Annotated in this window: 18 protein-coding genes; 16 read left to right on the top strand and 2 right to left on the bottom strand. The window is 46.5% G+C overall.

The genetic code is table 11. The annotated features are described in order from the left end of the window. The first annotated feature begins 559 nt into the window (after positions 1-559). The 13 genes from ppc (at position 560) to AOC34_RS07930 (ending at position 18,001) form a co-directional block, all read left to right on the top strand. On the top strand, positions 560-3,346 hold the full coding sequence (gene ppc / locus AOC34_RS07990) for a phosphoenolpyruvate carboxylase (protein WP_234408080.1): 2,787 nt from the start codon (positions 560-562) through the stop codon (positions 3,344-3,346). Positions 3,347-3,391: 45 nt separating this feature from the next. Continuing rightward, positions 3,392-4,585, top strand: coding sequence for a CaiB/BaiF CoA transferase family protein (locus AOC34_RS07985; RefSeq protein ID WP_108469568.1), 1,194 nt, complete (start codon positions 3,392-3,394; stop codon positions 4,583-4,585). 7 nt (positions 4,586-4,592) lie between these two features. Continuing rightward, entirely contained in the window at positions 4,593-5,507 is a 915-nt protein-coding gene (locus AOC34_RS07980; protein ID WP_108469567.1) for a hydroxymethylglutaryl-CoA lyase, read from the top strand. A gap of 10 nt (positions 5,508-5,517) precedes the next feature. After that, a complete protein-coding gene (locus tag AOC34_RS07975; protein WP_108469566.1) occupies positions 5,518-5,913 on the top strand; it encodes a VOC family protein in 396 nt (131 codons plus the stop codon). 12 nt (positions 5,914-5,925) lie between these two features. Beyond that, positions 5,926-6,900: a Bug family tripartite tricarboxylate transporter substrate binding protein gene (locus AOC34_RS07970; RefSeq protein ID WP_108469565.1), complete on the top strand. Its 975-nt coding sequence runs from the start codon at positions 5,926-5,928 to the stop codon at positions 6,898-6,900. A gap of 542 nt (positions 6,901-7,442) precedes the next feature. Beyond that, positions 7,443-8,807: a cytochrome ubiquinol oxidase subunit I gene (locus tag AOC34_RS07965; RefSeq protein WP_108469564.1), complete on the top strand. Its 1,365-nt coding sequence runs from the start codon at positions 7,443-7,445 to the stop codon at positions 8,805-8,807. Then, positions 8,807-9,820, top strand: a complete 1,014-nt coding sequence (locus AOC34_RS07960; RefSeq protein ID WP_108469563.1) for a cytochrome d ubiquinol oxidase subunit II — start codon at positions 8,807-8,809, stop codon at positions 9,818-9,820. The genes AOC34_RS07965 and AOC34_RS07960 overlap by 1 nt, the downstream gene beginning before the upstream one ends. Positions 9,821-9,965: 145 nt before the next feature. Beyond that, positions 9,966-11,087, top strand: a complete 1,122-nt coding sequence (locus AOC34_RS07955) for a choloylglycine hydrolase family protein (RefSeq protein ID WP_199908284.1) — start codon at positions 9,966-9,968, stop codon at positions 11,085-11,087. A gap of 234 nt (positions 11,088-11,321) precedes the next feature. Beyond that, positions 11,322-13,010 carry an amidohydrolase gene (locus AOC34_RS07950; protein ID WP_108469561.1) on the top strand — a complete coding sequence of 563 codons (1,689 nt, stop codon included), beginning with the start codon at positions 11,322-11,324 and terminating at the stop codon, positions 13,008-13,010. 159 nt (positions 13,011-13,169) lie between these two features. Then, positions 13,170-13,970: a hypothetical protein gene (locus tag AOC34_RS07945; protein ID WP_199908283.1), complete on the top strand. Its 801-nt coding sequence runs from the start codon at positions 13,170-13,172 to the stop codon at positions 13,968-13,970. A 20-nt stretch (positions 13,971-13,990) separates the two neighbouring features. Next, a complete protein-coding gene (locus AOC34_RS07940; RefSeq protein ID WP_108469560.1) occupies positions 13,991-14,839 on the top strand; it encodes a hypothetical protein in 849 nt (282 codons plus the stop codon). Between the two features lie 49 nt (positions 14,840-14,888). After that, positions 14,889-16,196 (top strand): lipase family protein, encoded by a 1,308-nt coding sequence (locus AOC34_RS07935; protein ID WP_108469559.1) that lies wholly within the window; start codon positions 14,889-14,891, stop codon positions 16,194-16,196. A gap of 101 nt (positions 16,197-16,297) precedes the next feature. Then, positions 16,298-18,001: an amidohydrolase gene (locus tag AOC34_RS07930; protein ID WP_108469558.1), complete on the top strand. Its 1,704-nt coding sequence runs from the start codon at positions 16,298-16,300 to the stop codon at positions 17,999-18,001. A gap of 26 nt (positions 18,002-18,027) precedes the next feature. On the opposite strand, the gene AOC34_RS07925 is transcribed toward AOC34_RS07930, so the two are convergent. Together AOC34_RS07925 and AOC34_RS07920 are read right to left on the bottom strand one after the other, a co-directional pair. Next, entirely contained in the window at positions 18,028-18,801 is a 774-nt protein-coding gene (locus AOC34_RS07925; RefSeq protein WP_108469557.1) for a hypothetical protein, read from the bottom strand. A gap of 159 nt (positions 18,802-18,960) precedes the next feature. Next, complete coding sequence (locus AOC34_RS07920; protein ID WP_108469556.1) at positions 18,961-19,845, bottom strand: transporter; 885 nt, start codon at positions 19,843-19,845, stop codon at positions 18,961-18,963. Positions 19,846-19,987: 142 nt separating this feature from the next. Between AOC34_RS07920 and AOC34_RS07915 the strand changes: the two genes are divergently transcribed. The 3 genes from AOC34_RS07915 (at position 19,988) to AOC34_RS07905 (ending at position 21,674) form a co-directional block, all read left to right on the top strand. Further along, positions 19,988-20,590, top strand: a complete 603-nt coding sequence (locus tag AOC34_RS07915; protein ID WP_108469555.1) for a nitroreductase family protein — start codon at positions 19,988-19,990, stop codon at positions 20,588-20,590. Position 20,591: 1 nt separating this feature from the next. Next, positions 20,592-21,215, top strand: coding sequence for a hypothetical protein (locus tag AOC34_RS07910; protein WP_108469554.1), 624 nt, complete (start codon positions 20,592-20,594; stop codon positions 21,213-21,215). A gap of 66 nt (positions 21,216-21,281) precedes the next feature. Next, entirely contained in the window at positions 21,282-21,674 is a 393-nt protein-coding gene (locus AOC34_RS07905) for a DUF4149 domain-containing protein (RefSeq protein WP_108469553.1), read from the top strand. Positions 21,675-21,679: the final 5 nt, after the last annotated feature.

Below are 21,679 nucleotides of genomic sequence, written 5' to 3'. Positions count from 1 at the left end.
GTCATTGGCTAATCAAGCGTTACTTTAAGTAACGCTTATTAACCACTCAAAAAGTACTTTGGAGCAACGAGGTGTTAGATGGTTGCTCCAAAAATCCTGTGGTTTAGAAAACCAAAGAGTGAGTCAGTGTTTCTTCTGCTCTGTTTAAATTAGTCACACAAATACTCACACACCGATAAACAGGCGACGTAAGCTCTTGAAATCCTAGTGGTTTTCTTTGGATATCTGCTCTCATAATCCTTTGGTCCCAGGTTCAAGTCCTGGTGGGCCCACCAGCAATATCAAAGACTTAGGGAGAGATCCCTAGGCCGTTTTTCTTTCTGCTCTGCCGTGTGTGTAGGCAGTCTCTATACATCTCCCGCATTCAGCCCAATAGATATAGGTCAGTAAATGGAGTAATGAACTATATGTAGATTGCGGGGCATGGCTACCAAGGCATAACTTTAGGCTAATTTCATAAAAGCGAAATTGAATGATTAAAATGAATCATTAATCAAACTACGCCTTAATACCAATAATCTACTGCTCATTATCTTAATGCCTATAGGTGGAGTCTCATTTGAAAAATACCGAACTACCGTTAATAGATGACATCCGACTATTAGGAAAAATTCTAGGCGACATCATTCGCGAGCAGGAGGGCGATATTGTCTATGCCTTGGTAGAGCAGATCAGAAAATTATCTGTGGCCTTTCATCGTGATGCCAATCAGAAAGCCAATCACGAACTGAGCAAACTTCTTAAAGGGCTCACTAGTGACAATGCGGTAAAAGTCCTTCGTGCTTTTACTTACTTTAGTCATTTAGCAAATTTAGCTGAAGATAGGCATGACATTCGTCTTCGTATAGAGCACGAACGTATTGGCGGCTATCAAGATGGCAGCGTTTCTATGACCATGAAAAAACTGCATGCTGCCGGCGTAACAAATAAGCTGATCTCCAAGACGCTGGAAGAGAGTTTGATCTCCCCGGTGCTGACAGCCCATCCTACTGAAGTGCAAAGAACCAGTATTTTGGAAGCTGAGCGGGATATTGCCAATCTCTTGGCTGCACGTGATCAGATTAAAGAATCATCAAAAGCAAATAATCCAGAAAAGGACGCCCTGCTTAATAAAGATCTGAAAGCCAATGAGGAGCAAATTCGGGCTCGTGTATTGCAGCTTTGGCATACCCGTTTATTGCGATTTACTAAGCTAACAGTTGCTGACGAAATTGAGAATGCGCTAACGTACTATGAAACTACTTTTTTAAGAGAAATTCCCAAGATCTACGCTGAAATAGAGGGTTCCCTTGCCGGAAATCCCGTAGCTAGCTTTCTCAAGATGGGTCAGTGGATTGGCGGCGATCGTGATGGCAACCCCAATGTCACCGCTAAGACACTGGAGTACGCAGTGTCTAGGCAAGCTGAAATGGTATTACGGCACTATTTAACTGAAGTGCATTACTTGGGCAGAGAGTTATCCGTATCCGCGCTGCTCCTACAATTCCCGAAAAAGATGCAAGCGCTTGCAGCCAGCTCCCCAGATACCAATGAGCATCGTCAGGATGAGCCCTATCGCAGAGCGCTCACTGGTATTTATTCTCGGCTGGCAGCTACTTTAAAGACATTGACTGGAACAGATGCCGTTCGTCATGCTGTGGCGCCGCAAAACCCCTACAGTAGTTCACACGATTTTTTATCGGATCTCAAGACAATCGAAGCTTCACTTGTGTTGCAAGGTGCAAAAGCGCTGGCAAATCGCCGCTTACATGGCTTGATTAGAGCGGTTGAGGTCTTTGGTTTTCATTTGGCTACGGTGGACTTGCGTCAAAGCTCAGATATGCATGAAGCTGTTTTGGCTGAACTACTTAAAGTGGCATCCATTCAGGTGGATTATTCAAGTCTTTCTGAAGAGCAAAGACGCGAGCTTTTGCTATCTCTCTTAAAAGACCCAAGACCACTTCGTGTGGTTGGCCATCAATACTCTGAATTCGCACTTTCTGAAATCGCCATTTTTGAAATGGCCAAGAAAACGCGCCATCTCTTTGGTAATGACACTATTCGCCACTACATCATCAGTCACACTGAGACTGTCAGCGACCTACTAGAGGTTCTGCTGCTCCAAAAAGAAGTGGGCTTAATGCATGAAACCTTAGGTAAGAAATCCACAGCCGACCTCATTGTTGTTCCATTATTCGAGACAATTGAAGATTTGCGTAATGCCGCCCCAATCATGCACGATTTCTATGCCTTGCCGGGAATCTTAGATTTAGTAAAGCGCTCTGGTGCTGAGCAAGACATTATGTTGGGCTATTCTGACTCGAATAAAGATGGCGGGATTGTCACAAGCAATTGGGAGTTATATTGTGCGGAGCTTGCCTTAGTTAATGTATTCCAGCCGCTGGAGGAAAAGCATGGTGTGAAGCTCCGCTTGTTCCATGGCAGAGGCGGTACCGTTGGTCGTGGCGGGGGCCCAAGTTACGAGGCAATCTTGGCTCAGCCTCCTGGTACGGTCCGTGGACAAATTCGGTTAACCGAGCAGGGCGAAGTGATTGGGTCAAAGTACGCCAATCCTGAGATTGGTAGACGCAATTTAGAAACATTAGTAGCCGCAACGCTAGAGGCCACTTTGCTAAAGCCAACTAAGCCGGCGAGTAAAGCATTTTTAGAGGCTGCCGCGAAAATCTCGCAAGATAGTATGCGTGCTTACCGAGCTCTTGTGTATGAGACTCCAGGGTTTGCTGAATATTTCTTTGATGCAACGCCGATTCGAGAGATTGCAAAGCTCAATATTGGTTCTAGGCCAGCGAGTCGTAAGGCTAATCAGAAAATCGAAGATTTAAGGGCGATTCCATGGGGATTTAGCTGGGGTCAATGCCGTTTGACCCTTCCGGGTTGGTTTGGCTTTGGATCTGCGGTTGACGAGTTCTTAAATCACCCTAAGGCTGCAGATAAGAAAGCGGCACTCGCTCTTTTGCAAAAGATGTATAAGGATTGGCCATTTTTTAGGACCTTGTTATCGAATATGGATATGGCTCTAGCCAAGAGTGATTTAGCATTGGCCTCTCGTTATAGCGAACTAGTCCCTGATGTGAAGCTACGCAAGAAAATATTTACCGCTATTGAAGCTGAGTGGAATAAAACAGTAGATGCCCTGAACTTAGTTACTGGAGAAAAAGTACGTCTCGCTAATAATCCATCCCTAGCAAGATCGATACGAACCCGCTTTCCTTATATCGACCCACTGCATCATTTACAGATCGAGTTAGCAAGACGCTATCGAGCAGGCAAGCATGATGATAGGGTACAGAGGGGTATTCATATTGCCATCAATGGAATCGCAGCCGGGCTTAGAAATACCGGATAGATTGCCTGAGATCCTTGAAATCATTTTTTTGAGAATAGTACGACTATGGAGCCTTTAGCAAATCTCAAAGTAATTGAAATGGGTCAGCTCATTGCCGGTCCTTTTGCGGCTAAGACATTGGGTGACTTTGGTGCGGATGTCATTAAGATCGAGGCGCCAATCGTTGGAGATGCGCTACGCAAATGGCGTTTGCTAAAAGACGGTACATCCGTTTGGTGGCAGGTTCAGTCACGTAATAAGCGTTCACTTTCCTTAGACTTAAAGCTCTTGGAGGCGCAAGAGATTGTAAGGGCCTTAATTCAAGAGGCAGATATCCTGATCGAAAATTTTCGCCCAGGCACCTTAGAGTCCTGGGGTCTTGATCCAAATGATTTACTAAAGATCAACCCCGAGTTAATCGTGCTGCGCATCAGTGGCTATGGTCAAACAGGCCCTTACCGCGATAAGCCTGGATTTGGCGTAGTAGCGGAAGCCATGGGTGGTTTGCGGCACTTAACCGCCGAGCCAGGGCGAACTCCAGTGCGAGTCGGCATCAGCATTGGAGACACACTCGCCTCGCTACATGGCGTTATTGGAATTTTGCTTGCATTGCAGGAGCGGCATACCAGCGGCAAAGGGCAAGTCATCGATATTGCACTTTACGAAGCAGTCTTTAACTGCATGGAGAGTCTGCTGCCGGAGTACAGCGCCTTTGGTGAAGTAAGGCAAGCGGCCGGCAGTGCATTACCGGGTATTGCGCCATCCAATGCATATCAGTGCCGGGACGGAAAGTACGTTTTGATTGCGGGTAATGGCGATAGTATTTTTAAGCGCCTTATGCAAGTCATAGGACGGGAAGATCTGGGTCAAGACGCCGGACTCGGCAGCAATGACGGGCGAGTAAAACGGGTTGGTGAATTGGATCAGGCAATTGGCATTTGGGCTAGTCAAATGACTGCGGAACAGGTTCTAGAGGCACTGGATCGGGCCAGTGTTCCTGCAGGCAAGATATTTACGGTTGAAGATATTGCCAAGGACCCCCACTACCACGCCCGTGGAATGATTGAAACAATCCATATGAAGGATGGGAGTGCTTTGCAGGTTCCGGGTATTGTTCCTAAGTTATCGCGAACACCAGGCTCGATCAAATCACTGGCACCGGAGGTGGGCGAGCAAACCGATCAAATCTTGAGCGAGATTGGGCTCACTAGCCAGCAGATTGCTGCGTTAAAAGAGAAAGGCATTGCATTTACGCACTGAGATAAATATGAACCGAATTTACTTTAATGAAGTTGCTACGCGGGATGGCTTTCAAATTGAGCCAAACTTTATCCCAACCGATCAAAAGGTCGAATTGATCGACACCTTAAGCCAATGCGGATATGCAAAGGTCGAGGTCACTTCCTTTACATCGCCCAAAGCAATTCCGATGCTGAAAGATGCTGAAGAGGTCATGAGCCGAATTCAGCGCAATCCCAAAGTAGAGTATTCAGTATTGGTACCTAATTTACGGGGTGCACAGCGCGCTTTGGATTCAAAAGCGGATGAGCTGAATTTAGTCATGTCGACTTCAGAAACCCATAACCGCAGTAATTTGCGGATGGGACGCGAAGAGAGCTTCTCGGCTTTGCGCGAGGTGATTGAATTCATCAACGGCAGAATTCCAATTAACGTCTCTTTATCCACCGCATTTGGCTGCCCGATGGAGGGAGATGTTCCCCAGGATGTTGTGATTGATTACGTAAGCCGTTTTGATAATTTAGGCGTTCGTGGCGTCACCATTTGCGACACAACGGGAATGGCTCAACCGGTACAGGTGACAAAAATGATCGACGCTCTTCACAAGCAATTTAAACACTTGCAACTCACCATGCATTTTCACAATACGAGGGGTATGGGTTTGGCAAACATACTGGCTTCCGTGCAGTCTGGGATTACGCGCTTTGACGGCTCATTAGGCGGCTTAGGCGGTTGCCCTTATGCTCCTGGAGCGAGCGGCAACGTATGCAGTGAAGATGCCATTCATATGGTGGATGCAATGGGGTACGATACCGGTATTGATGTGGATGCGCTGCTGGCGATTGCAAAAAGACTCCCGCAGATTGTGGGTCATGATGTCCCAGGTCAAGTTGCTAAAGCCGGACGCATTCACGATTTGCATCCAGAGCCGCCTTGCCAATAGGGGGAGCGCTATGATTGATCACTTAGACCATCTGGTTTTAACAACTGCAAAAGAAACTGCCTGCATTGATTTTTACACGCGGGTACTCGGCATGCAGTTGGAATCTTTTATTGGCGGAACGCCGCCAGTGGAGCGTAAAGCCTTTCGCTTTGGTAATCAAAAAATCAACCTACACATTAAGGGTAAAGAGTTTGAGCCCAAAGCGGATATCCCAACACCGGGGTCCTTGGATTTATGTTTTATTGCTGATCGACCGCTGAATGAGGTGATAGCCAATCTGAATCAAGCGCAGTGGCCAATTATTGAGGGACCAGTCATGCGGACAGGCGCTACTCAAAAAATCAATTCCGTTTACGTACGCGACCCCGATCAGAACTTGATTGAGATCTCCGAATTAATCAAATAAGGGCTAGATACCATGTTCAAAAATATCAAACTAATTGCAATCAACCTCATCTGTATTTTTATCGCATCTGCTGGCGTGCACGCCCAAAGCTGGCCTAATAAGCCAATTACCCTGGTTGTGCCAACAGCGCCCGGAGGGACCACGGATTTTTCTGCGCGGTTGGTAGCGGAGTCCATGAGTAAGACTCTAGGAGTGCCGGTATTGGTTGAAAATAAACCAGGAGGATCTGGAAACATTGGCAATCAATTCGTTGCACGATCCAAGCCAGATGGCTACACCTTGCTCGTGAGTTACAGCGGCTACCATGTTGGAAACCCCCATTTGTTTAAGCAGGCGGGCTGGGATCCGATTCGGGATTTTGCTCCAGTCGGCATGATGACGGTGGCTCCGCAAGTAATCGCAATTAACCCCAAGCTACCGATTAATAATTTGAAGGAACTGATTGCGTATGCAAAGAAGAATCCGGGTAAGTTAAATTACGCTTCCTCAGGGTCTGGCTCGATTCAGCACATTGCAGGCGAACTCTTTAAGCAACAAACCGGAACATTCATTACCCATATTCCGTATCGCGGATCGGGCCCTGCAGTTCAAGATTTAATGGGCGGGCAGGTTGATATGTTTATTACAACCCCAGCTGGTGTTGTCAGTCAAATTCAAGCTGGACGGTTGCGTGGTTTAGCCGTCACTGGAAAGAAGCGCCTTGGCGCTTTGCCACAGATGCCAACAACAGATGAAGCGGGCTTGCCAAATTATGAATTAGATTCGTGGTTTGCTATGTTTGCGCCTGCTGGCACTAATCCAGAGATCATTCAAAAACTGAACCTAGCACTTGGATCGGCTTTGAACTCGCCAGAAGCTAAAGCTAGAGCGGACGGCGCTGGAACAACCATTCAAACGATGACGCCTGCTGAGCTGGGTGACTTTACCCGCAAAGAATTGGATCGCTGGGGTAAGGTGATTCAAACTTCCAAAATGACAGTTGATTAAAGGTTAAATTCTTTATTGCAACGAATGCCTTAAAAAGCCTAATTTATATAGGGGCCCTGACTAGGCTGATTAATGCAGGGTACTCATAACCAGAGAGAACCCAAACTCACCTAATTTTAAAAAACTTGTTTTGAGATAAAAGGTGAGAATTGGTCATTTAAGCGCCACCTTAAGTAATGCCTACCAACCGCATATAAGGCTGTTTGGAGCAACGAAGTATTAGAGGATTGCTCTAAACAACCTGTGGTTTTTTAAAACCAAAGGGTAAGAGCCTATTTCTTGAATGATCTTATATTTTACTAAACCAATCACCACACCGATGTTTAGGAGATGTAAGCTCTTGAAATCCTAATGGTTTGCAAAGTGTTGATTATTCACGCATGCTATTAATAATATACTGTAAAATATAATGTATAATTAAATAATATTATTTTAGCTCTACAGCTATTACTAAAGTACTGTTTTCAAAATAAAGGTACATACTATTAAATGTGTGCATGCATTCATAACCACCAACTATCGTTTTACTTAAAGGGCCGTTCATGATCGATACCCTCCTGCTCAGCCGAATTCAATTTGGCGCCAATATTTCCTTTCATATTCTGTTCCCCACCATATCAATTGCACTCGGTTGGTTCTTGCTGTACTTCAAGTTACAGCACAACAAAACGGGCGATCCTTCATGGCAAGACGCCTACCAGTTTTGGGTAAAAATCTTTGCCCTTACGTTTGCGCTAGGTGTTGTAAGTGGTATTACCATGAGCTTTCAGTTCGGCACCAATTGGCCAGGCTATATGGAGGTCGTTGGTAATATTGCGGGCCCATTATTGGCATACGAGGTATTGACCGCTTTCTTCCTTGAGGCCACTTTTTTAGGTGTCATGCTCTTTGGTGCCAAGCGCGTTTCGCAACGCGTTCACACCATGTCTATTTTCTTGGTTGCCTTTGGCACAACCTTGTCGGCATTTTGGATTATTGCCTTAAATTCATGGATGCACACCCCACAAGGCTTCAGCATGGTTGATGGCCGCGCGTTTGCTGACGACTGGTTTGCGATTATCTTTAATCCATCCATGCCATATCGACTATTGCACATGATGGTCGCCTCATTCCTAACGGTCTCCTTTCTCCTGGCGGGTTTATCGGCGTATCGTTATTTACGTGGTTGCCGGGCGAGTGCCAATCATGCGGTATTAAAGCTGGCATTAACCGCCGCCATGATTTTGACGCCGGTACAAATTGTGTTGGGTGACCTGCATGGCCTTAATACCCTAGAGCATCAACCCGCTAAGTTAGCCGCAATGGAGGGCATCTGGGAGGGCGGCAAAGGTGTTCCTGCGGTTCTTATTGGCATACCTGATCCAAAGACGCAATCCAATCGATATGAAGTCAGCATTCCTAAATTAGCTTCTTTCTATCTAACGCATGACTGGAATGGAGAGGTCAAAGGTTTAAATGACTTCGGCGATAAGATTCCGCCTGTAGCCCCTGTGTTTTTCGCATTTCGAATCATGGTGGGCGTTGGCCTACTTATGTTGCTCACTTCTTGGCTGGGGCGTTGGCAACTCCGCGGCGGCCGTGAGTTACCCCGCTGGATGGCAAAAGGTCTTGTACTCATGACATTTTCCGGATGGATTGGCGTTCTCGCCGGCTGGTATGTCACGGAAATTGGACGTCAACCCTATTTAGTGACCGGCGTTCTCACTACGGCAGAAGCGGTTACTAAATTGCCAACGGGTATGGTACTTAGCAGTCTATTGGCGTATCTTGCGGTTTATGTGGGCTTACTGTTTGCCTATATTTGGGTGGTGTTTTACTTAACACGCAAAGTGGACGATAAATCGATTGCTCAGCCAAGCATCATCCCTGTATCGGCTAGCACCACAAACCCATTAGGAGCCCAATAATGCCACCTGATCTGACTGCTCCCGCAGCATGGCTTCCCTTGTTTTTCTTTGTGGCCATGGGCATCGCTGTTTTGTCCTACGTTGTATTGGATGGCTATGACTTAGGCGTCGGTTTATTACTTAACCGCACCGCGGATCACAACAAAGACATGATGATTGCCTCCATTGGCCCTTTTTGGGATGCCAATGAGACGTGGATTGTATTGGGCGTTGGCTTGCTATTGGTTGCATTTCCGTTGGCACATGGAGTTGTGCTCACCGAACTGTATCTGCCGGTGACTGCCATGCTGATTGGACTCATTCTGCGGGGCGTTTCATTTGATTTCAGGGTGAAAGTCAATACGAGTCAAAAACCCTTGTGGAACTTTCTATTTTATTTAGGCAGCTTAATTGCATCGGTTGCGCAAGGAGTCATGATCGGCCGCTTGATTGTTGGCTTTGAATCTGGTTTCTTGGGTTGGGTTTTTGCTTTCTTAGTGGGCATTTGTTTGCCTGCCGGCTATGCCTTACTAGGCTCTACCTGGTTGATCCTAAAGACAGAAGGTGAATTGCAAAAGCAGGCAATGGGGTGGGCTAAGGTTAGCCTGTGGCTGACAGCCGGAGGTGTTGGCTTGGTATCCATTGCCACGCCGTATTTCAGCCCAGAAATTATGAATAAATGGTTTGTGATGCCAAACATCCTATGGCTATCACCCATTCCATTACTAACTGCAGCATTATTTCTCGTGGTACTGAAATCAGTTAGTGCATTACAAAGCGGTACCAGCAAAAAAGAGTGGGTTCCGTTTGTAGCGGTAGTAGCCATTTTTTGGCTATCTTTTTTTGGCATTGCGTACAGTATTTTTCCATACGTCATTGTAGGAAAAATGACCTTATGGCAAGCAGCTGCAGCCACTGAATCGCTATATGTCATTTTTTGGGGTGCGATTGTGGTATTGCCCACGATTTTGATTTATACCTTCTACTCGTACCGAGTATTTTGGGGTAAGGCACGCGAACTGAGTTATCAGTAGGTCAGTAGATTCAATCTTCTTACTAAGTGGCGATTGCGCAGCCCTATACCGAATTAAATTTTATGATTCTTAGGGAGGCGGCAGCTATCGCCTCCTGTGAATGCTATGCTATGCACGTTAAATGAACCTGACCTAAGGAATCTCCGTGAAACAGCCCATGATTAAAAAAATAGTCGCTGCATCCGTTTCTATCACCCTGGTAATTGCCCCGATGGCAAGTCATGCGTGTACCGCCGTGAATATCGTCGCAAAAGATGGCTCGGTTGTGGCGGGAAGAACCATGGAATGGGCTTTTGATATGAAGTGGCAGCTCACCGCAAATCCGAAGGGCACCCCCATTACCCTCAGCGCCCCAAGTTCCCTTAAGTTGCCCGCAACAAGCCTATCCAGTAAATATGCTTTTGTCGCAGTTGCGCCTGGCGTTTTAGCGGGCCCTCCCGCTTATCTTGAGGGTCAAAATGAAGCAGGCCTTGCGATTAGTGGAAATTTTTTACCCGGTTTTACTGAATATCAAACTGTTACACCGCAAGATAAGAACTACGTTTCTATCTTGAACTTGGGTGGTTTTATTTTAGGCATGTTCGGCACGGTGAAAGAATTACGTAGCGAGCTCCCTAAATACAAGGTGTGGTTTGATCCCAGCGAAGTCAAAGGATTGCCAACCCCACCCTGGTTGCATCTTGTATTAACGGATCGGGGAGGCGACAGTATTATTGTCGAGTTTGTTAAAGGTCAAATGAGGGTCCATGACAATATTGCAGGGGTTTTGACCAATGCACCTACCTATGACTGGCACCTGAATAATGTGCGTAATTATTTGTCTCTCACAACCACAGCAACGGCTTCGGTAGCGGTAGGTAATACCAACGTTACTGAATTAGGTCAGGGCGGTGGCTTACTCGGTTTACCCGCAGATTACACCCCACCATCGCGCTTCGTTAGGGCGGCTTATCTAAAGCAGTTCACCTATCAGCCAAGTAATAGCGCAGAAGCGATACAAACAGTTGGCCATATTTTGAACAACGTTGATATTCCGGTTGGCGTAGCTCGCTCTTCGGATGGCAAGCAGGTTGTTTCTGATTACACGCAGTGGGTCAATCTCAAGGACTTAAAGAATAATCGGATGAGAATAGCAAATTATGCAAATCGTACGAACTTCATTGAAATTAATCTGAATGAGGTATTTAAGTCCGGAAAATCAAAGACTTGGCAGGTTGATAAGATGCCGTATCCCAAGAATGACTTAACGGCAGAGTTCTTAAAATAAGGAAGCTCACTAAACCACCTTCGGGTGGTTTTTTAATACTTACTCTCATAACCCTTTAGTCCTTGACCCAAGCCCTTGTTAGCTCGTCAGTAATATCAAGGACTTAGGAAGAAGTGCCTAGGTCTTTTTTATTGTTTTGGCTTGAGTTAGGGTAATGAGCCAGAGTAGCTGATTGCTTAAGTTCATAATTTCACTATTGCAACCCAGATCTACCAAGGGAAAATTAATTTACTCATGAAAATCCTCAAACTGCATTTAGCCGCATGCCTCCTTTTGCTGACCACCCAAGTATTTGCTGATACTGCCAGTATCTATTTCAATGGCGACATCCTGACGATGGAGGGTGCCAAGCCACAGTACGTTGAAGCGGTTGTAGTGAAGGGTAAGAAGATCACCTTTACCGGTAGTTTGCGAGATGCTCTAAATGGAGCCGGCGCCAACCCAGCGATGCATGATTTAAAAGGGCGGACTTTGTTGCCAGGCTTTATTGATGCCTGGGGGCACTTCACCTTGATAGCGCAGAACACGCTTGCCGTTAATCTGGGCTACTTTTCAAAGAATCCACCGACTACAACTAAGCAGCTCATCGATCGCTTGAAAGCCGAGGCTAAGCTATTTAATGGCTGGATTATTGGCGCAGAGTATGCAGATGCTTTTCTGACCGACGGCCCTTTGACGATTACCCAGCTGGATAAAGCGTTTCCAAATCAACCCGTGTTTGTGAATAACATTTCTACTTTGACCGGGATCGTAAATACAGCAGGCCTAAAGAAGCTGGGAATTACTAAAGCCACTAAAGCAGAGCAAGGCATGATTCCGGTTGATCCTAAAACTGGAAAGCTCACCGGTGAATTGATTGGTCAGCCAAACATCAGTGCAACGGCGAAGGTATTTGGTAGCTATTCCAAGGACTTAACCATAGAGACTTACCGTAAGGCTGAGGAAATTTATGCATCCAATGGATTTACCACTGCGCAAAGTTATGAAACCACGACGCAAGATATTCAGAATATGCGTGAGGCTGTGGAGCGTAGGCTGATCAGCCTTGATCTGATTGCCTTGCCAACCTATGACGTAGTTGATCAATTACTAGCAAGCAATAAAAGCTATCCATTTGGGATCTATACCAAAGGCGATGGCGGATTTAAGGTTGCTGGGATCTTGGTATCCACCGATGGCGCCCCCCAGTTACGTTTAGCCTATTTTACTAAGCCCTATACCGATACAACCGGCCTCCCAAAGGATTGGCGCGGTATGGCGGTTATCACTCAAGATACTGTTGATCGTTACGCCAAGTTAGCCTACGAAAAAAACATCCAGTATTACGGCTACTCCAATGGCGATGCTGGAATTGATATGACGCTTTCTGCCATTGCAAAAGCAATTAAAGAGACGGGCGTTACCGAGGATCGTAGGACCGCCATTGCCCATTCCTTTTTTATTCGTGATGATCAATTAGATCAATATAAAGCCAATAAAATTCTTCCCCAATTTATGCCCAATCACATTTGGATGTATGGCGACGTCTATAGAAAGATTCTAGGGGAAGACAGAGCGAAAAACATGGTGCCACTCAATTCAGCCAAGGCAAAAGGGATGCAGTTCGGCATTCACAACGACACCCCATCGTCGGGCCCAAGTGCATTATTTACGATTTGGACTGCGGTAAACCGCAAGACTTACGCGAGCGCCACCTTGGGGCCTGATCAGCGAATTGACCCGTATCTTGCCCTGCGTGGATTTACTGCGGTAGCTGCTTATCAGTACAAAGAAGAGGCAACCAAGGGCAGCATTACGGCCGGAAAACTGGCTGATCTAGTTCTGCTCGAGCGCAATCCATTAAAAGTTAAACCAGAGGAAATTAAGGATATTCAGATTGTGAAGACCATTAAGCATGGTAAAGATCTGTATGTTCGTCCATAGTTTCAGCAATTCTCTGAGGATGCCTAAGATATTGAGTGTGCAGTTTAGATAAATACAAGTTCGGAAAAATAACCCTATAGAATCTATATAGAATTGATAACATTGCCTAGCCCCTATCGTAAGCCAAAAACCCCCACCTATTAATTAGATCTATAGACCATGAAACTAGTTACAAAAATCCTCTGTGTTCTTCCAATCGCGCTTGTAACCCCATTGACCTTAGCCCAGGGTAGTGCTGATGCCTCACCGATACCTAAGGTTTCAGATGAATGGCGTTTTGAGGTCACGCCCTATTTATGGGGTACCGGCATTCGAGGCACCGTCAATCTGAATAATGGCCTGGCTAAGTCTGCCGAGATGTCATCTAGTAATGTTCTCAGCGACCTAAAGTCCGGCGGCATGATTGCTGCTGAGGCACATAAAGGTAATTGGGGAATCATGGGAGACCTTATCTCTGCCACCTTACAAAACTCGGGATCGATTCCGGTCATGACTCCCCAGGGCGCAGCCACAGTCGCAGATAAGGTTACTCTTCAGCAAACTATCTTAACGGGTGCGTTTACGTACACACTTACTAATACAAAAGATGCCTACGTTGATGCATTGCTAGGCGTTCGTGCAATCGATATCACGGCTACACTCAGCGGAAATTTAGTGGGCACACCCGACAAAGAAACCATCTCTAAAAAGACCTCCACGGTTGATCCGATTATTGGCGCCAAGGGCCGCTACCGGATTGCCGATTCCAGCTGGTATATCCCGTTTTATGGTGATATTGGCAGTGGCGGTGGCACCACCAATCTAACCTGGCAGGCCATGGCCGGCATTGGGAAGACATTTAATAAGGTGGTGGATGCTTCTCTAACGTACCGCGCTCTTTATTACGATATGAAAGACGGTGGTGTATTGCAAAAGACCACCATGCTTGGACCCCAAGTCGCCATCACCTTTAAATTCTAATTCTCGCTTCCATTTCATTTATGAACACCTTTAACACCATTAAGGCTACCGTATTGGTAGCCCTACTCTCCACCAGTGCCGCATTCGCACAAGAGGCAAAGACCGCTACCGCATCGGCAGCTGGTGGCGATATTGACAAGGTGGGCATTGCAAAAAAATTAGCAAACCCGATAGCTAACATGATTTCAGTGCCATTGCAGTATGAGTTCAGTCGGGGCGTAGGGGCAACCCAGGGCGGCTCAGAGCAAACATTGCTATTTCAGCCGGTAATGCCGTTTAATTTAGGTGGTGGAGATACTTTCATCGTGCGTCCGATTATTGCGGGCGCTAGGGAGGTGAATATTCAAGGCGCAACGGGACAACCTTATTCTGGTTACGGTATTGCGAACGTCACCATCGAATCCTTTTATGCGCCAAACACTAATTCTTCTTGGATCTGGGGTATTGGTCCCTATGCACAATCCCCATCCGGTAATAGCGGTAAGTTTGGGTCGCAGCAAACTGGTTTAGGTGTAACTGGTGTTGTTCTCAATCGCGCAGGTCCTTGGACTTATGGCTTGCTTGGCTACCAGTCGTGGAATGCAGGCGGTAACGCCGCCTTTGGTACGCAAAACAATTTATACGGCCAACCCTTTGTTGCCTACACTACGAAAGAGGCGTTGACTTATACCGTCAATATGGAAGCGCTTTATAACTACGATACCCGCCGCACCTCCAATCCGCTGTACGCTGGAGCCTCTAAATTAATGGTGATTGGCGGCGTACCATTTTCGTTTGGAGCGGGCCCAATGTATTACGTCAGCAATACTCCTGGCGGCCCATCGGGTTGGGGCGCTCGGGCAACGGCGACTGTAGTTATTCTGAAATAAACAACTTTTTTGATCTCAAAAACGACCCTGACATTTTTTGGATATTGGTATGCATAAACTACTCGTCACCTTAACCCTTAGCATCCTTTTTGGTTTTTCAGCATCCCACGCCAATCCGCCCATGCAACCTTTTTATGCCTCAGTCATGAAGATGGCACCAGAGGGTAAGTTGGGGCAAGTTATTGCTAAAGAGCAAATTGCGACTTCCGTGAAAGGTGCGCAGGCCAGGAGAATAGCCTATATTTCATCGGATGTCATGGGTAAGAAAACCATTTCAACTGGATTAGTCGTTGCGCCAGTGGGCCCTGCACCGAAAGAGGGTAGATCAATCATGGCTTGGTCTCATGGCACAACAGGAGCTGCCCAAAATTGCGGTCCTTCTCAAATTTTGAACCCAGCAGTACCGCTTAATGAATACTTCCTGGTTGGTGGAAATTCGTGGACCGATTACGGCATTCCTAGCGTGGAAGAGTTTATTAAAGATGGGCACGTCGTAGTTGCAACCGACTACCAAGGGCAGGGTGGCGGCGGCATTCACCAATATGCAGTTGCAGCGACACAGTCGCGCGATCTGATTAATTCTGTGCGTGCTGCTAGTTCCATGCAGGAGACAGGAGCTGGAAAAAAGGCGGTTGCCTATGGATGGTCTCAAGGCGGGGGCTCGGTTTTAGCTGCTGCAAGTCTGCCTGACTATATTTCTCAGGCCGGAACGGCTGCGGACGGAATTGGTTTTGTAGGATTTGTGGCCTTAGCTCCCTACGATATGGCAGCAAGTTTGCCTAAAGGCAAGATTGACCAAGCTACTGCCGATAAGATTTTGGGCCAATTGCAGAGCTCGTTCTCAACCGACATTTTGAGCTTTGCGCATTTCTCGATGGCTTTGTATGGCACCCAGTCTGCATACTCCAACCTCAAGTTGACGGACATATTGACAGATGAAGGCGCAAAAGTTATTCAAGCAATTTATTCAAATAAATGCGTACATGCTGCAGCGGATACGATTGTTTTTGCATACGGCAAAGAATTTACCAAGCTACTTAAACCAAAACCAACCAATACCCTAGCTTGGATTCAAGCATTTATTCAGAGTTCCGTAGCGCCTGTGAATCCAGTAGCGCCGGTAGTCATTTATTGGGGCACCAAAGATACTACCCAGCCACCTATTCAAGGCAAGCTCTATCAAGTACAAAAGTGCCAGACTGGCGCGAATGTAAATCGTGTTCAGTTGCCAGGAGCGCAAAGCCACTTTACAACGCCTGGAACCGCTGGACCTTTGTATCGCGAGTGGATTAAAGATCGCTTGGCTGGTAAGCCCGCAACCAATAATTGTGCAGAGGCAGCCCAATTACCCAGTTAAGGTTGATTAGGATAGCTTATTAAGCCTCCCAAGCTATTCTTTTCTAGAATGGTTCTTTTTGGTATTCTAAGTTGTCTATGGTTTCTTCCTAAAAGGTAATAATGAAATTCACTTCTAAATTCCTTGTACTCGCCCTAATCGCTCAATGTGGATTTGCTCTTGCTAAAGGCAATGCCGATACGATTTTTTATGGTGGCCCGGTTGTTACTGTGAATGCGAAGAATGAAGAGGTGCAAGCGATTGCTGTGCAGGGCGGAAAAATTGTTGCGCTTGGCACAAAGGATGCGATTACCAAAGACTGGCAATCCAAGACAACTCAGGTCATTGATCTCAAGGGTCAAACCTTGATGCCTGGGTTTGTAGAGCCCCACGTTCACATCATGATCACCGCAGTATTTGAGGGTCTAGGATTAAATCTCAGTAACTTTACCTTGCCCTACGATACCAAGGAGACCCTCATTGCAAAAATGAAGGCGCACCTCAAAACCATTCCTCCTGGGGGTTGGCTTTTCGGCTTCGGCGTTGATCCATCCCGTACTAGCCCATTTATGGCAGAACTCACGGCAGATGATTTAGATAAGGTTTCCAAAGACGTTCCTATTTTTATCGTCAATCAATCGGGTCACATCGGTTACGTGAATAACAAAGCAATTGAGCTTGCGGGCGTTACCAATAAAACACCCAATCCTCCTGGTGGCGGCATCTATGTAAAAGATGCACAAGGCAAGCTGACTGGTAAATTGGTTGAGCCACCTTCTTACTTACCATTTATGGCCAAAATGCCAGTTCCAAGCGAAGCGCAATTATTTGGCGCTGTCCAGCAAACAATGAAACGTTTTGCAGCGACGGGAGTAACAACAGCCTCAGAAATGAGTGTCGGCGGCAATTTCGGTGTGGATAAAGAAATTGCAATCTATAGGGCAATCTTTGCGAAGAATGCCTCTCCTATACGCGTGCGTGGTTATTTATTCAGCCAAGCCATGCCCCCTGGATATAAAACGATTAAGCCCAATGATGGCGATGACATGCTGCGTTTTATTGGAATCAAATACGTGGCAGATGGCTCTACTCAGGGCTTAACTGCTGCACTAAATGAGCCATATAGCTATCCCAAGGGCACAAAGTGGAGTGGGTCCCTCAATTACAAAGATGCCGATATACAAGCCTCGATGAAGTCCTACTTTGATCAGGGCTGGCAGATTTCAACGCACTCCAATGGGGACAAGGCAATTGATCAGGCGCTGAACAGCTACTCTAAATTACTCGCGGGCAATTCTAAGCCCCAAGATCGCCGTTTGCGGATTGAGCATTTCACCGTAAATAATCCATCTCAGGCCAAGAAGGCCGTGCAACTGGGGGTAGTACCCAGCTTTACGATTGGCCATGTGCATTATTGGGGGTCGGCATTCGATAATCATATTATTGGCTCAGACCGTGCTAAGCGCATTGATCCCGCTGCTGAAATTAAGCGTTTAGGTGGAAAATTCACATTGCACAGCGATACTCCAGTTTCGAATGTGGGTCCTCTCAATTACATAACCGAAGCAGTTACCCGCGTATGGCAGTTACCGCCCAAAAAAGTATTGGGCCCGGATCAAGTCATTAGTGTCGATGACGCCATTCGTGCCATCACCATTGATGCGGCTTACCAAATTTTTGCTGACGATAAGGTAGGCAGTCTCGAGGTAGGCAAGCAAGCTGACTTTGTCGTGCTAGAAAAAAATCCGCGCACGACCCCTGCTGCAGATATTCGGGATATAAAGGTTAAACAAACCTGGGTGGATGGTAAGAAACAGGCTTGGTAAGGTTTTATTAAGTAGGTAGTACGTGGTTAAAAATTGAATGACACCTTACTATAAACAGACCAATCGTATTGAAGATACGATTGGATAATCTGCTTACTTGCGCCGACAGCAAATAGAAAATGTTTGTTAACCCGGTGTGTCATCATCGCATCAATCGGGACAAACCAGCCCCCGCCGGCAGAGTTATAGACTGCGCCATTTTCATCCCACAGTCGCAGTTGTGTATTAGCACTTAATCGAAATCCAACGGTGGGATAGAGCTGGAGATTGCGTATCAATGATGGTTGATTGGGGTTCACTTGAAACGAATTGCTTTTCGTATCAAAGCCATATATATAGCGCGCTAGGGGCGAGAAGTCTGTAATCTCCAGGGGGTTATTCCCCTTAGGCCTAAAGCTAGCACCAACTTGGGGTCCAGCTGCCCACTGGCCGTTATTGCCAAAAGGAAAAATGACCCGAGCGCCTAAATTTGCGCCCCATCTTGGTAAGAAGTTGGGATGGTTTCCCCAGAAGGTGAGCATCGTGTTGCTTTCACTGTAGCGATCGGATGAGGTGATGGGTATACCAGCACCGTATTCCCGCACATACGACGTATCCAGACGCAAGGTGCCACTAAAACGATTAATGTTCAGGGGCTGGTAATAGCGTAGCCGAATGGTATTTTTATAGACATCACTCCCTTGTGAGTCATGGTAGCCCCAAAACTCTAAAATGCGATCTCGAGCATATTGTTCCGAGACGTTTTCAAAGCGCGATGAAAACTTGTTTTCATCTTCCGATGCAACAGCAAGTCCAGCCATTAGCTGTAACGATGTAATTAATGCAGCAATTTTAAATAGATGTTGTCTCAATTAAACCTCATGAGGACTCAGTGCTTTGTGATCCACTTAACGGAATAATTCACAAACAGCAACTTGAATTGTCGCAATAAGGAAAGTATAAGTACGTAGCATGGACATCTAAAATGCCTTGGCATAACGCACTATAAAACGGTTGCTTTCCATAAAGCCATTCATGGTGGTGATGTCGTTGCCGTATTGCACGGTAAATCGACCTACCCGCGTGTGGGCTACGCCACTGAGAAAATAGCGCTGGGTAACGAGGGTATTGTTTCGCTCAACTCCATTCCATGCGGTTTCACCACCAGTGACATAGACGTAAGTTGCCCCTACCGTATAGGTTTGATTGATCTTGTAAATCGGTCCGGCTTGGGCGGTATAGAGGGGCTTTTGTGTCAGCTGCAGATTTTGATTAGATAAACAAGCTGCGGCACAGGCGCTATTGGCGCCAAACCAGGTGGAATCAACGGCAACTGCAGCGTCTATATTCTTAGTGACGGGGCGCTGGTAGCCCATTTGCAATGCTTGTGCATAACGATTGCTACCTAAATTGAAGGCTTTGGCATTAGAGTATTCGCCGGTAGGTAAAAACAGGTAAGCCGCAAGCCCAAGGTATGTTCTAGTGGCATGATTAGAGTAAGGCCAAATCGCTGTCACGATACTGGAGTCTGTCATGCCCTTGCTGCCCGGAAAGGCCGACAGTGATCCATCGGTTGAGAGGGCGCCAGTTCCGGTTTGCACGAAGCTAACTGCAGGCAGTGAGCCAATCGAGTAGGTGTGCGTCAACCGTAAAAACACCGAATTGCTTTCGAGCTTGGGATCCGCGCCAGTGTTGACGCCATTTTGGAATAAGTCGTTGTTTTGGCTGTTGACGTACGATAGGGTTGCCACGGTAACATTGGGTGGCGGGGCGACAATGTCACCTGGCTGCAGGTCAATCGCCAAGGCAGGGCGAAAGAGCACGCTCAAAGCAAGTAAAAATAGAAGATGGCCTGTATTTTTCATGAGTGGCTATTCTACTGAATCTGCCTGTTCAGACGCCTCAAAACCGGTCTTCGCTGATTTTCCTGGGATTTCCTGAGGAAGCCGTCCTATTTTCGTAATTTCTATTACAGTAGGCTGTTACCAGAAAATTAATAGGAGCCGTATGAACACACTAGATGCCATTCGCCAGCGTAGAGCAGTAAAGCACTTTGATGCTGCGCACCAGATTAGTCCCGCTGAAACTGACGCCTTAATTGATCTGGCGATGCAAGCGCCATCATCTTTCAATATTCAGCACTGGCGCTTAGTCAATGTGAAAGACAAAGCATTGCGAGTGCAGTTGCGCGCAGCAGCCCATGATCAAGCGCAGGTTACCGATGGTTCACTCCTATTCGTAGTAACGGTTGATATCAAAGCATGGGATAAAGATCCTGCACGCTATTGGGTGAATGCGCCGAAGGCAGCGCAAGACATCTTGGTACCATGGATTAATCCGTTTTATTCGGGTAATGAGCAGTTGCAACGCGATGAGGCCATGCGCTCTGCCGGCATCCTATTGCAAACCATGATGTTGGCAGCAAAGGCGATGGGATACGACTCATGCCCAATGGTCGGTTTTGATTTTAAGAAGGTTGCTGAGCTCATTCATCTGCCCAAAGACTATGCAGTTGCCGCAATGCTCGTCATTGGCAAAGGAACTCAGGCAGCATGGCCTAAGCCCGGATTCATTCCTAAATCAGAAATGGTGATCGACAATCATTTTTAATATGTTTAAAAGTCTATCTTTAGTCACTCTGCTGTTCTGTAGTGCGTCCGTATTTGCGTTGGAGTTTTCGGATATTGCGACGGAAGGCCAGATTAAATATTTAAAAGAACGCCCTGACCCGAATGCTTATTCCTATGAATCGCGAGTCAAGATTACTGCGGCCAGCTTGGAGAGTGGTAGTGTGCAGATTGCAACATGCCACTACCAACTCGACCCCATCCGTAAGGTGGTGATTGTCTTTAATCCCGGCCGTATTCAAGCGATTGCAGTCAAAAGCATTGATAAGATGGCTTCAGCGGAAGTAAAAAATAATCAAGTGGTTTTGACCGACGTTGAGCGTGGCGCATCGATTTGCATTGATTTGCAATCCAAAGCCTTGGATCAGGTAGGAGCAGGTCAATATCGCTTAAATGCTGGCCCTCTGATGCGCCGCTACTTAGATGGCTACTTGCCCATGGCAGCAAAAATACGCGTGGACTGGCCTAGCAATATGCTGACCGTGGAAAAAACGGCTCCGTCTGAGAAAGAAGGCATTCAGGTGGTACAAGGAAATGACGGCGTGCAATTGGATATGATTTTTGCCGGCAAGATGACGGCGCAAATTGACTTGAAAAAGCCAGACTAATGCCTAGAGCCAGCCTTTTTTGCGATACCATTTTTTATCTTTTTAACCCGTTAATGAAAAGCAGCTATGTCAACCAACTTAATTAGCCTCTACATTGTTGCAGCCATGGTCGGCATCATGGTGTTCTTTACGATTGCAGTAGCGCCCACCGTGTTTAAGGTGCTACCAGCCGAATGGTCCAGTAAGTATGTGCGTAGTTTCTTTCCAAAGTACTACGCTTTTTTATGCTTTACTTGCATTGCTGCCTCCTTGTTGGCAAGTGATGCGCTGATTAGTACGCTCACATTTCTATGCGCTATTCTTTTTGCGATAGCGCAATTCATTCTTACCCCTGCGATCAATAAAGCGTCAGACAACAAAGATAAGAAGCATTTTGGCCTTTTACATGGACTGAGCGTGGTGATCAATGTGCTGCAGTTGGGTATTTTTATCTATATTTTGTGGCCATCGGCAAGCTAGGTTCT

The sequence above is a fragment of the Polynucleobacter difficilis genome, from assembly GCF_003065365.1.
Classification (GTDB): Bacteria; Pseudomonadota; Gammaproteobacteria; order Burkholderiales; family Burkholderiaceae; genus Polynucleobacter; species Polynucleobacter difficilis.
Note: the sequence above shows the minus strand (reverse complement) of the source record. Positions and strands in the feature narration are given on the sequence as shown.

What these genes read in the sequence shown, in the direction of transcription:
- AOC34_RS07910 (WP_108469554.1), top strand. Translation starts at nt 20,592, where the DNA reads ATGTTTAAAAGTCTATCTTTAGTCACTCTGCTGTTCTGTAGTGCGTCC.
- AOC34_RS07960 (WP_108469563.1), top strand. Translation starts at nt 8,807, where the DNA reads ATGCCACCTGATCTGACTGCTCCCGCAGCATGGCTTCCCTTGTTTTTC.
- AOC34_RS07975 (WP_108469566.1), top strand. Translation starts at nt 5,518, where the DNA reads ATGATTGATCACTTAGACCATCTGGTTTTAACAACTGCAAAAGAAACT.
- AOC34_RS07905 (WP_108469553.1), top strand. Translation starts at nt 21,282, where the DNA reads ATGTCAACCAACTTAATTAGCCTCTACATTGTTGCAGCCATGGTCGGC.
- AOC34_RS07930 (WP_108469558.1), top strand. Translation starts at nt 16,298, where the DNA reads ATGAAATTCACTTCTAAATTCCTTGTACTCGCCCTAATCGCTCAATGT.
- AOC34_RS07945 (WP_199908283.1), top strand. Translation starts at nt 13,170, where the DNA reads ATGAAACTAGTTACAAAAATCCTCTGTGTTCTTCCAATCGCGCTTGTA.
- AOC34_RS07940 (WP_108469560.1), top strand. Translation starts at nt 13,991, where the DNA reads ATGAACACCTTTAACACCATTAAGGCTACCGTATTGGTAGCCCTACTC.
- AOC34_RS07985 (WP_108469568.1), top strand. Translation starts at nt 3,392, where the DNA reads ATGGAGCCTTTAGCAAATCTCAAAGTAATTGAAATGGGTCAGCTCATT.
- AOC34_RS07915 (WP_108469555.1), top strand. Translation starts at nt 19,988, where the DNA reads ATGAACACACTAGATGCCATTCGCCAGCGTAGAGCAGTAAAGCACTTT.
- AOC34_RS07935 (WP_108469559.1), top strand. Translation starts at nt 14,889, where the DNA reads ATGCATAAACTACTCGTCACCTTAACCCTTAGCATCCTTTTTGGTTTT.
- AOC34_RS07980 (WP_108469567.1), top strand. Translation starts at nt 4,593, where the DNA reads ATGAACCGAATTTACTTTAATGAAGTTGCTACGCGGGATGGCTTTCAA.
- AOC34_RS07950 (WP_108469561.1), top strand. Translation starts at nt 11,322, where the DNA reads ATGAAAATCCTCAAACTGCATTTAGCCGCATGCCTCCTTTTGCTGACC.
- AOC34_RS07965 (WP_108469564.1), top strand. Translation starts at nt 7,443, where the DNA reads ATGATCGATACCCTCCTGCTCAGCCGAATTCAATTTGGCGCCAATATT.
- AOC34_RS07970 (WP_108469565.1), top strand. Translation starts at nt 5,926, where the DNA reads ATGTTCAAAAATATCAAACTAATTGCAATCAACCTCATCTGTATTTTT.
- AOC34_RS07920 (WP_108469556.1), bottom strand. Translation starts at nt 19,845, where the DNA reads ATGAAAAATACAGGCCATCTTCTATTTTTACTTGCTTTGAGCGTGCTC.
- AOC34_RS07925 (WP_108469557.1), bottom strand. Translation starts at nt 18,801, where the DNA reads ATGGCTGGACTTGCTGTTGCATCGGAAGATGAAAACAAGTTTTCATCG.